This window comes from Janthinobacterium sp. GW822-FHT07A03 (assembly GCF_058798815.1).
The window spans coordinates 20,236-30,375 of record NZ_JBXAKW010000018.1 but is presented as its reverse complement, the minus strand read 5'-3'; the positions used below and the strand labels follow the sequence as shown (position 1 = coordinate 30,375).

The following is a 10,140-nucleotide window of genomic DNA, read 5'->3' as shown; positions in this document are numbered from 1 at the left end:
CTTCTGATTTGCGTATTTTGGTGAGATTTCATCCTCGCGCGCGATTGTGAATATTGGTGAGATTCTTGAACAATGAACTCCGCGTATATTGGTGAGATTTAAGCGAGTTACACCGCATATTCAACAATCATACGCCAGCATCGGCAAACTTGTAACCGTCAAGTTACTCGAACTCAGGACCGTTTAATACAAAGTATTTTTTATTTCTTTCAGAAACATTGGCGTTGCGGAAGCAAAACCTTGTGTTATTATTTGTCGCGCTATAAACAGCCGGATGAAGAATTTGCCCAGTGCACCGACCCGCTGCGGCGGCATATTGTTATTTTTTTCTTGATGTGCAGTGGACATGGACGGCTTCTTGTATATAGAAACTGTGACCTGATGCATTCTATTAGGTGATAGCAGGAAATATGCTGGATGTGCGTTTTCGACAGGCTTGACATCGCGGTAGCGCATGGTGGCTTGGGCACATTGTTGAGGCCAGCTAGCAAGCTTTGCCCACGTATGGGGCTAGGTTTTATTGAGGAATAAAATGATCGAAAAGGTAATACGGGTTATCGATTTGGTACCAGGAACGGTTCAAGCCATGCGCACTGTGGATGCGTCGACGCTGACGGAAGAAAGGTTTTTGGAGGAGTTCATCAACCGTCATGAGCCTGTCTTGATTAAAGGCGCGCTGAAGGATTGGCCTGCCTTCCAAGCCTGGCAACAACCCGGCTACCTCGAATCTCGTTGCGGCGACAGGCAAGTCCGCGTGAGCCGCACGTTCAATGCGAACCCGTACTTTAGAACCAACCGCGAGCTGCGTACACTTAGCGAGTGCATACAAGAAATGCGCGGCGCTTCCGATACGTCAACCTATGCGGTTCCTGCCATTGCCGCTCCCGCGCAATGGCAGGCGGAGATGGGCAGTTTCCCGTTTATGGGCAAGCGAGTTGACCTCAAGCCTCGGCGCTATCCGCGCAACCGAGTATTCATTTACAAAAATGCGTCGACCGACTGGCATTACCATGATTTTGACGAAACGCTCACTAGCCAACTGGTCGGCAGCAAACGAATCTCTTTATTTAGGCTGTCGCCAAAGAATTGGGGGGCCTACTCGCAACCAATTCGCGGCAACTTCCACCATTTCTCATGCGCACACGAATTTTTTCCCCGCGATAAAGGGCTCGTCAAACTCGAAGGCGTACTCGAGGCTGGGGACTCAGTCTATATTCCACCATTCTGGTGGCATGGCATCGACCCAGCCGATACGGATTTTGGTGTCACGCATGCACACTGCTTCAGAACCCCATTGAAGCGTCTTGGGCATTGGAAAGAACCGGCTACGCGAGTTTCCATTAATGAGGTACGTGGTTCCTATCGGCGCTTGCTGCCACTGCTAGCCAGTATTACTGCTAGCGCCCTTAGCCGCAAAATCACCAAGGAGCGATGGTGGCCGCTGTAACAGCGCCGCGCACCTAGCATCAAGTTGCCCGCAACGAAGTCCCGTGCGTTCTGACGGGTGTATCGCGCTGTATATAGGCGCGTAGTCGATCACAGTCTGATCCCTTTTCGACAATCGATACTTTTCGAGGCAGCGACCTCATAGCTCAGGTCGTTCATGATCACCCCCATTATATTGATGGTGGTGCCTTTGTGCATGACCTAATACTTGGCAAGTAAAATCTCATCCCCGAAGACGAATGATCATCATCACCTACCTTTTTCGCAACGCTTGGAAAACTCTGTTTTTTGTCACCATCGCCAGTCTGGTTTCAGGTTTCAGCGGAGCCAATCTGGCCAAACTTATCAGCAATGGTCTTATAGGCGGTGGCAACTTCTCTGTCGATGCTAAGCTGTTTTTTGGTCTCTGCTTTCTCTATCTCGCGACGAAGACATATTCCGAACTCACCGTAACGCGCCTGAGTCAAGAAGTGATGTGCAAAATGCGTCTCGACTTGTGCGAAAAGCTACTGCGGACACCACTCAAAACCCTGCAAGCGCTAGGTAAGTCGGAATTACTGGTAATCCTGACAAGCGACGTGCCGGCATTTCTCGCCGCATCTCAGAAATTACCAGCCGTTTTTGGAAATAGCATCATCATCCTGTCCTGCTTCGCCTACATGGCATTCCTATCATGGCAAATGCTGCTACTTGTGAGCGCCTTCGTCGCACTGACGATATTCACACACTATATTGCAGAGCGTGGGCCTAAGGAAAATGTCGTTGCGATCCGTACCCAGGTGAATAGCCAGTATAAAAACTTCGCTGACCTGATCGACGGGAGCAGGGAGCTCAAGTTGAATGACGCCCGTGGTGATCTGTATATCAAGAATGTGCTTGCACCCGATGCGCATGAACTTACGCGACTGTCGATCGATACAGCCGCAACTTACGCATGGCTCGGCAACGTGGGGCTGCTATTTTTCTATTGCTTTATCGGCATCTTGCTCTTCGTAATGCCTGGCCGGAGCCCTCAGGGACTTGAGGTGCTGGCAACTTTCGTCGTTATACTGATTTTCTTGACGCGCCCGCTAAACGAATTGGCACAGGCCATTCCAGTGATTAGAAAAGCCAGCGTTTCTCTCAAGAAGATCGCACAGTTAGACGGACAGCTGAACGTGGTAGAAGCTCCCTCGAGCCGTCTCAACAATACATTCGCCAGCGAAACCCCGCTTGTCCTCGAACTGCGCGACGTCTGCCATCAGTATTCGTCCGAAAAACAAGACAAATTCATGCTTGGCCCGATGAGCCTCCGGATCGAGCAGGGCGAAATTGTCTTCATCATTGGCGGCAATGGAAGCGGAAAGACCACGCTTGCAATGCTCCTGCTGGGTCTGTATGAACCCGAGTCCGGCCAGATTCTCCTGAACGGAAAATTGGTAACGCCTGAGCGGGTGAGCGACTACCGAAACCATTTTTCTGCAGTTTTTGCCGACTTCCATTTGTTCGAACAATTGCTCGGTACCGAAAAGATCGATGAACACGCCCAAGCCTACCTCAACAGATTAGATATTGCCCACAAGGTCAAGGTCGAAGACGGGAAATTTTCCACGCTCAACCTGTCGACGGGCCAGCGCAAACGCCTGGCACTGGTGTGCTCCTATTTGGAAGACCGTCCGGTCTATCTCTTCGATGAGTGGGCAGCAGACCAAGATCCTGTATTCAAACGCATTTTCTACACTGAACTGTTACCCGACTTGAAGGCGCGTGGAAAAACCATCATTGCCATTACGCACGATGATTCGTACTTCCCCTATGCAGACCGTATTGTGAAGATCGAGGACGGCCATTTGCGCGATATAGGCAAATGACGAATACGGCTTCATATACAGTGAGCAATCCAACATCAAATGAACCCGGGCGTCAAATCGAAAAGCGGCTGTTGCCCAATTGCCTTCGGCGCATTCGCTGCTGACCAATCGAATACTTGAAACAAGAGGAAATATGAGTCGTAAAGTGCTAAGTGGAGTCGGGATCGGCATCGTTGTCGTTACGGCAGTCATCATTGGCTTCCAATTCCGTACGGTAAAGCAGTCGAAAGAAATCGAAACGGCCACAGTGCAACGCAAGGAAATCCATCCTGCAATTCTCGCATCCGGCAACTTTGTATACCGCCAGGAAGTCCAGTTATCGAGTGAGGTCATCGGTAAAGTATCGGAGGTCTTGGTCAAGGAGGGCGATAGGATTGAGGCTGGCCAAATCTTACTGCGCTTGAACCCGTTTACCTATCAAGCCGAGGTGGCGCAGCAGGAGGCGAATCAAGGCAGTGCGTTATTGGCGATCGAACGTGCGCAGCTCAATCTGCGCAACCAGCAGCGCAACGTCGAGCGCAGCAAACAATTGTTACAGGCGAAATTCATTGGACAAAGTCAGTACGATGAGGTCGTGCATCAGGAAGAATTGGCCAATGTCGAGTTGCGTGCGAGTCGCGAAGCTTTACAGCAAGCGCGGGCCATGCTATCGCAAGCCCAGCAACGCCTCGCCAAGACCGAAGTGCGTGCCCCTATTACCGGTACAGCAACGGCTATTCAAATCAAGATCGGCGAGACCGCTGTAGTCAGCGCCACCAGCGTTGCCGGCTCGAGCCTGATGACAATTGCCGACGTCGCCAGCATGATGGCGGAAGTAAACGTCGATGAAGCCGACGTCGCGCGCGTGTCCAAGGGGCAGCGCGCCCGCGTCTATGCGGCGGCCTTTGCGAACCAAGCGGTCAATGCCACTGTGGAATCCGTGTCGTTGACACCAAAGGTTAGCACGCAGGGCCGCAGTTACATCGTCAAGCTGCGCCTCGATGAGGATTCGAGACCTTTGCGAACCGGGATGACCTGCCGTGTCGAGATTGTCGTCGAGTCTGCAGGTACCAAACCGGCATTACCGATTCAGGCGATCTTGACCGCCGAAGTTACGGACGAAAAAGCTGCCAAAAACGCCAACTATGTGTTCGCGCTCGTGAATGGCGTCGCGCGCAAGACAGTGGTCGAAGTAGGCATGGCAGACGATACCAATCAAGAAATTCTGAAAGGCCTTGCATTGGGCGATCCGATTATCGTCGGGCCAGCTCGTATTCTTCATGAATTGCGCGATGGCGACGCCGTCGCAACCTCCAAGACCACGCCCGCCACGCTCAAGCTTGCCGGAAAGGCATCCAAGTGATTACCCTATCCGCGATTGAAAAGCAGTTTCAGATGGGTGATCAGACCGTACGCGCACTACAGGGGGTCGATTTACATATCGCGCACAACGAATTCGTAGCGTTCATTGGTGCATCAGGTTCCGGGAAATCGACCATGATGAACATCGTTGGCTGCCTGGATCGACCCAGTGCAGGCACCTACCGCCTCAACGGGCGCGATGTCGCCACCATGGACAGCGACGAACTCGCCCTTGTACGCAACAAGGAAATCGGATTCATTTTCCAGAGCTTTCACTTACTGCCTCGTGCAAGTGCACTCGACAACGTAGCGCAGCCCTTGATCTACCGCGGCATTGCCCAGCGCGAACGCAAGCAAATGGCGGCTGCGGCACTTGAACGTGTCGGCTTAGGGCAGAGGATGGGCCACCGGCCGAATGAACTGTCTGGCGGGCAACGCCAGCGCGTCGCGATTGCGCGTGCGCTCGTCGGCAAACCGTCGATCCTGCTCGCCGACGAGCCTACAGGAAATCTCGACAGCAGTACCAGCAAGGAAATCATGGCCCTCATCCAGGAATTACATGGCGAAGGGCAAACCGTCGTGATGGTCACCCATGAGCCCGAGATTGCCGCACAGTGCCATCGCATCGTACGCCTTCAAGATGGGCGCGTGGTGAGCGATACACGTACTGGACAGGCGAGCTAAGCATGTATCTCTTTCTCGAAAGCCTGCGCTCGGCCTTGGCATCAATCAGAGCGCACCGCCTGCGTAGCTTCCTCACTTCGCTCGGCATTATTATCGGGGTCGCTTCGGTGATTACCGTCATTTCATTAATCCAAGGTTTGTCGAAAACAGTGTCGAAGGAGTTTGAGGGGCTGGGGAGCAACGCATTGACAATCTCGGCCCATAATGACTTCAAGACGTTCATGAGCGGCAAGACCAATACGTTGAGATTCGACGATATCGAATACCTGCGTGCCCATATTGAAGGCATCCGTGAGGTGAGCCCGAGCTTTGCCTTGCCGCCATCCGAAATCCGGTTTGGCGCCTCCACCGAGACGGCTCGGGTCTTTGCCGCCGGTGCCAGCTACCAAAAAGTGCAGCAACGCTACACGCGTCTGGGACGCTTTCATGGCCCCACCGACGAAGCCAGCGCACGACGCGTTGTGGTGATCGGGGACAAGTTGCTTGAAACCCTTAATCTCCCAGAACAGCCCTTGGGGCAATTCATCGCCTTCAATGGAGAGTGGTTCAAAATCATCGGGGTCATGGAAAAAAGGGGCGAATTGTTCGGCGCCTCGCAGGATGACTACTTGATCATTCCGTTTCAGACGGGCCGTAGCATTGTCGGAAATAATCAGCCGCTCAAGAACCTAACCTTGACAGTGACGCTTAAGGACACGACGAAATCGGACGAGGTCCGGCTCCGTATTGCAAGTGTGCTACGAACAGCGCATCGTTTGGCGCCCGGTGAACCTGACGACTTCAAGATCGATGCCTCGGATCAGATCAGCAAGAGCCTGTCGCAGATCACCACCACAGTGACACTGGTCATGGGTGGCATCGTCGGCATTGCCTTGCTCGTTGGTGGTATTGGCATCATGAACATCATGCTGGTGTCTGTCACTGAGCGCACTCGCGAAATCGGTATCTGCAAGGCCATCGGGGCACGCCGCCGGGATATCTTGATGCAGTTCCTGATCGAGGCGGTGACGCTTTCGTTGATGGGTGGAGCGATCGGCCTGGCACTTGGCTATGCCATGGGGTACGGTATTGCCGCATTAATTCCGGACTTCCCCGATCCCGTCGTTCCGTGGTGGGCGGTGGCCATGTCCATTCTGTTCTCAGCGGGCGTTGGCATTCTGTTCGGCGTATTGCCTGCGCTGAAAGCATCCAGATTGGATCCAATCGAAGCCTTACGCTACGAATAGCCGACGCGCAGATAACCATTTTTTCTTTTGTATTTGGGATATTGAGCAATGACACAGCAATCGAACCGCTGGCTGGTACGCCAGCCAGGTGCCCCTCGCCCCATTCGACTTTACTGCTTTTGCTATGCAGGTGGCTCGGCAGCCGCTTATGCAAACTGGCAGCCAGACCTGGATCCGTCGATCGAAATATGTGCAATAGAGCTGCCTGGGCGGGGTATGCGCTTCGGCGAAACACCGTTGACTTCGCTCCCCATGGTAACGGAAACAATCGCGAAGCTGATCTGTCGCGAGAACCATCCGCGTTTCGCGTTCTTTGGGCACAGTCTCGGTGCATTGGTTGCGTTCGAGGTAGCACGCTACCTGCAGCAGCACGACATGGCAATGCCGTTCCACCTGTTCGCCTCAGGTGCCAGCGCACCGCAGCATCGGCGAGCGTCGGATGTACACTTGCTCGGCGACAAGGCACTGATCGACAAGCTCAAGGAATTCAAAGGAACCCCGCCTGCGGTGCTCGAAAATCGTGAATTAATGGAGTTGCTCTTGCCAATGCTACGCGCTGATTTCATGATGGCTGAGACATACACGTATCATGCTGGCCCCAAATTACGCTTACCAATATCGGTACTGATGGGACGCGAGGACGACAGCAAAGAAAACAACGGTGCTGAGGGATGGTCAAAGGAATCCTCTGGCCAAGTCCTAATAGACTGGTTTGATGGTGGACATTTCTTCATCCATCCCATGCGCAACCAGGTTCTCGCATGCATCGACAACCGTTTGCAAATTGCCGAATACGTCTAGAAAAACGTAATGCACTGTGACAAACTTGGCCGACAATCAAGTTGGCCAATCATCGCCTGAAGGCGAAACCAAGTCGGCCGGACGCCTTCTGCATCTCGGAATCAAGCATGCAACAGCGTCACCATAGAAAATGGGTCAATACCAGCCCATCCCCTAACAGGAGCAAGCCGATCTCGCTCCTTTTACCACGCGGCCAGGCTGGGCAAACTGTCTGCTCCAGCGTAAAAGAGATACGACCATTTTCCACATCGATATCGTCGATACATATGGCTTCAAAGCCAAAATATCCTCCGGCTGCGGCAGATACAGCCTTGTAAAAACTTTCTTTCGCAGAAAAGGCTGCCGCCAGCAGCAATCCGAATGGAAGTGTCCGAATGGCCTGTAACCGTTCACGTTCAGCAGGAAGCAAGACCAATTTTTCGATTGCATGACGCGCCTCCAGCGTGATCGCCGCTTCGATATCAATGCCGATCCCTCGCAGATCACCGCATGGTAAAACACAAGCTGCGGCATGCTGAGCGCAATGACTAATGCTGCCGATAAATCCAGATGGCCAGAGCGGCTCACGATTGGGACCGGGTATCACCTGATAACTTTGCTGTCCGAAAGCGGATAGGGCGGTGCGAGCCGCCATACGCCCAAACAAAAACTCCCTCTGCCTCGACTCCACACTACGGGCTATTGAGGAAGGCAGGTGGATACCTATCCTATCAAAGGCGTCCGGCATGGCATCTCTTCGATCGAACTTGAGCATATGGACATCAACTGCCACGGCCCCCGGAACAGTAATGCACGCATAGGCCACCACGCCGAGGGGTACTGGGGATGGTAGCAACCCGGCTACGCCGACGACTGATGAAGACAACGCAGCTGTGCTCATATTGCAGAATGTAGGATGGGATATGCTGTCATCTTGTTTACCGCCGTTCTTTTCCAGATTCGCATTGCGGGGTTCTTTTTGATGCGACACGATAAACAGCGCCATGGTTGCCAATGATCGGTGCACTACCTAGGACGCGTTGGTGCTAGTAGGCGTGTTGATTAACAAAATCACAGTGCGTTAGCTCCAGCAGCGCAAAGACGTAGCTTATTCAGAGCAAACTGAGACAATAGCAGCATGGTGTTTTTCGAGGAAAACAAGTATGCCTGATCCATGGCATTAATTCCATTACCCATAGTAATTTTTCAGGATGTTACTCTTAAATTTCCGAATACAATCATCATTCGGCCACTATATATGCATATCTACAAAAACTCCCATTTTTTGCTCACAGCGTGAACAGCGGTTGACAGCATGTCGCCAACCATAATAAATGCTGGTCCAAGAATTTGGCGGCAAATTTACGCAGAAACTAAACTTCCTCATTGATCTCGGCAGCAGTATTGTTCACGGTGCTTTTGCCGAATGGGGGCGAAGTAACTTGCATAGGCTGGCGAAGTGAATGTGAGCTTTCTGCACTCAGATAATCCGAGAACGGTAGTTCAAACAGCGCTGCTCCTTGCCACCTTAATCTGGAGGTGTTGTCTTGCACCGGTACGGCCTTGTTGGTGTAGGCCTGGCCAAACTCTCTGATGAGACGCGGGAAGACACGGCAATAGCTGGCGGACACGCCAGCAAGACGGGCAAGTTGTTTGTATTCGATCACGTCAGTCGATGGGATTGCATCGAGTACTGCGCGTACCCGCTCTCGCCAATCGTTTGACCATCCAGGCAACAGCGGCCCCAGACTCCGAACGGCATCACCAGATTGGATAAGGCCACCACGAATGACGCGAGCCAGCATGCCCCGGCGTACACCGATAGCCTTCGATAAGCCACCTTGATGTGTATTTAACTGGCCGCATGCCTCACACTGGAAGGTCAGCCACAACAGCACATGTTGACCAATGCACAATACCGTACCTGAACTCAAGCGTGAGGTATCAAAATTCACGAGAAGATTTTCGCGCAAAGCTAAGGGCGGCAAACGCAGATCGTCATAGGCACCTGCTTCCGCCAACAAAATCTGGCGCATTGAAAGTGGGTCTGCGTACATATCACCGGACAAACCAAAGCCAGCAATCGCCTCAGCAACATCCACCATGCAGGGCGATTCATGGCGAGATCGCCGGATAGCCAATGTTTTGACACAACCTAAATCCATGCCGCTGCGGGAGCTCAACATGCTATCGTCATAATAAATGGACAAAAAAGATAAGTGCAGTTTGGAGATTATAGCAGCCGACTCCAGGGTGATACTCACGCAATGTAACCAAGGCAGCAACAACACGTTAAATTCAGATGCCGGTAACCCAATATTACCCATTACTACAGAAATACTCCCAAGTCATATTCCGCGCCTAATCCATATCGCGCTCGCCGTTCAAGATGATGAGATGACTTAGAATATTCCGCTTCGTCGGTAGCATGCAAATTAGAGACAGAGTGTCGTCCTCAGCGAGATGCCTTTCTACCTACCGGGCAATCATCCCATATAGCGAAATTTAAGAAGCTCAAAAAAATATGGAAGTATCAGACTGCGAAATTTGGCGGATGTCTACAGCGGTAAATAAGTCAATGCAAGCGAATGTCGGTCAGTACAATTTGATGATACGATTCGTATCGCGGTACTCTCTGGAAAATCTTTCCAGGCATTACTTAAGGACGACTACTGAACCAAGCAATGCCCCTCGGAGAAGAATTTGCTTCATCTGAGGGGCTGCATGCTATCTCGATGAAGAGCAATTTCCCGCGACTTTAAAGGCTGCATGCTCAAACGGATGCTAAAGTTGTTGATTAATAACCAGATTCT

9 protein-coding genes are annotated in these 10,140 nt (G+C 52.1%); 6 read left to right on the top strand and 3 right to left on the bottom strand.

Translation table 11 applies throughout. The features are described 5' to 3' along the window. Positions 1-183 precede the first annotated feature (183 nt). Complete coding sequence (locus tag AC1RJW_RS29000; protein WP_493047996.1) at positions 184-348, bottom strand: hypothetical protein; 165 nt, start codon at positions 346-348, stop codon at positions 184-186. Positions 349-532: 184 nt separating this feature from the next. Between AC1RJW_RS29000 and AC1RJW_RS28995 the strand changes: the two genes are divergently transcribed. The 6 genes from AC1RJW_RS28995 to AC1RJW_RS28970 all read left to right on the top strand — a co-directional run bounded on the left by AC1RJW_RS28995 (position 533) and on the right by AC1RJW_RS28970 (position 7,348). Beyond that, a complete protein-coding gene (locus AC1RJW_RS28995; RefSeq protein ID WP_493047995.1) occupies positions 533-1,447 on the top strand; it encodes a cupin-like domain-containing protein in 915 nt (304 codons plus the stop codon). A gap of 238 nt (positions 1,448-1,685) precedes the next feature. Beyond that, complete coding sequence (locus AC1RJW_RS28990) at positions 1,686-3,296, top strand: cyclic peptide export ABC transporter (RefSeq protein ID WP_493047994.1); 1,611 nt, start codon at positions 1,686-1,688, stop codon at positions 3,294-3,296. A 133-nt stretch (positions 3,297-3,429) separates the two neighbouring features. After that, on the top strand, positions 3,430-4,638 hold the full coding sequence (locus AC1RJW_RS28985) for an efflux RND transporter periplasmic adaptor subunit (RefSeq protein WP_493047993.1): 1,209 nt from the start codon (positions 3,430-3,432) through the stop codon (positions 4,636-4,638). Beyond that, the gene (locus AC1RJW_RS28980) at positions 4,635-5,321 is read left to right on the top strand and encodes an ABC transporter ATP-binding protein (protein ID WP_493047992.1); all 687 of its coding nucleotides are present in this window, start codon (positions 4,635-4,637) and stop codon (positions 5,319-5,321) included. The genes AC1RJW_RS28985 and AC1RJW_RS28980 overlap by 4 nt, the downstream gene beginning before the upstream one ends. 2 nt (positions 5,322-5,323) lie before the next feature. After that, complete coding sequence (locus AC1RJW_RS28975; RefSeq protein ID WP_493047991.1) at positions 5,324-6,547, top strand: ABC transporter permease; 1,224 nt, start codon at positions 5,324-5,326, stop codon at positions 6,545-6,547. A 48-nt stretch (positions 6,548-6,595) separates the two neighbouring features. Next, entirely contained in the window at positions 6,596-7,348 is a 753-nt protein-coding gene (locus AC1RJW_RS28970; protein ID WP_493047990.1) for a thioesterase II family protein, read from the top strand. A 118-nt stretch (positions 7,349-7,466) separates the two neighbouring features. Here the strand turns inward: AC1RJW_RS28970 and AC1RJW_RS28965 are convergent, their stop codons facing one another. Beyond that, complete coding sequence (locus AC1RJW_RS28965; protein ID WP_493047989.1) at positions 7,467-8,333, bottom strand: 4'-phosphopantetheinyl transferase family protein; 867 nt, start codon at positions 8,331-8,333, stop codon at positions 7,467-7,469. A gap of 367 nt (positions 8,334-8,700) precedes the next feature. Then, positions 8,701-9,591, bottom strand: coding sequence for an MOSC domain-containing protein (locus AC1RJW_RS28960; RefSeq protein ID WP_493047988.1), 891 nt, complete (start codon positions 9,589-9,591; stop codon positions 8,701-8,703). Positions 9,592-10,140: the final 549 nt, after the last annotated feature.

Coding starts and splice junctions, on each gene's coding strand:
- AC1RJW_RS29000 (WP_493047996.1), bottom strand. CDS start 348: ATGTCCACTGCACATCAAGAAAAAAATAACAATATGCCGCCGCAGCGG.
- AC1RJW_RS28995 (WP_493047995.1), top strand. CDS start 533: ATGATCGAAAAGGTAATACGGGTTATCGATTTGGTACCAGGAACGGTT.
- AC1RJW_RS28990 (WP_493047994.1), top strand. CDS start 1,686: ATGATCATCATCACCTACCTTTTTCGCAACGCTTGGAAAACTCTGTTT.
- AC1RJW_RS28985 (WP_493047993.1), top strand. CDS start 3,430: ATGAGTCGTAAAGTGCTAAGTGGAGTCGGGATCGGCATCGTTGTCGTT.
- AC1RJW_RS28975 (WP_493047991.1), top strand. CDS start 5,324: ATGTATCTCTTTCTCGAAAGCCTGCGCTCGGCCTTGGCATCAATCAGA.
- AC1RJW_RS28970 (WP_493047990.1), top strand. CDS start 6,596: ATGACACAGCAATCGAACCGCTGGCTGGTACGCCAGCCAGGTGCCCCT.
- AC1RJW_RS28965 (WP_493047989.1), bottom strand. CDS start 8,333: ATGGCGCTGTTTATCGTGTCGCATCAAAAAGAACCCCGCAATGCGAAT.